We start from the raw sequence: 348 nt of genomic DNA, 5'->3' as shown, positions 1-348 counted from the left end.
GGCCGGGCGCGGCGTTGCGGGAGGCGCAGCTGCAGGTGCTGGCCGGTGAGGTGCCGCACGTGCACCAGGTGCCCAGGCAGCTGCCGACGGCGCTGCCGCACTTCGTGGGGCGTGCGGTCGAGTTGGAACGGCTCGGTGCGGTGGTCGGGGCGGGGCGGCCGCTGGTGATCAGCGGCAGCGGCGGGGGGGGGGAGGGGTGGGCGGGGTCCCAGCGGGGGTCGCGCCAGTTGGACGAGCAGGTCGGGGTGGGGCCGGGCGCGGCGTTGCGGGAGGCGCAGCTGCAGGTGCTGGCCGGTGAGGTGCCGCACGTGCACCAGGTGCCCAGGCAGCTGCCGACGGCGCTGCCGC

General features: G+C 78.2%; 1 protein-coding gene. It reads left to right on the top strand.

Annotation, left to right across the window (positions count from 1 at the left end):
* The coding region (locus ADL03_RS48150) for a hypothetical protein (protein ID WP_197288116.1) at nt 1-348 on the top strand (348 nt) is incomplete at both ends.

It is taken from the genome of Nocardia sp. NRRL S-836, assembly GCF_001279525.1.
In the GTDB taxonomy this organism is placed as follows: Bacteria; Actinomycetota; Actinomycetes; order Mycobacteriales; family Pseudonocardiaceae; genus Lentzea.
The sequence above is the reverse complement of the archived record's forward strand: the minus strand, read 5'-3'. Positions and strand labels throughout refer to the sequence as shown.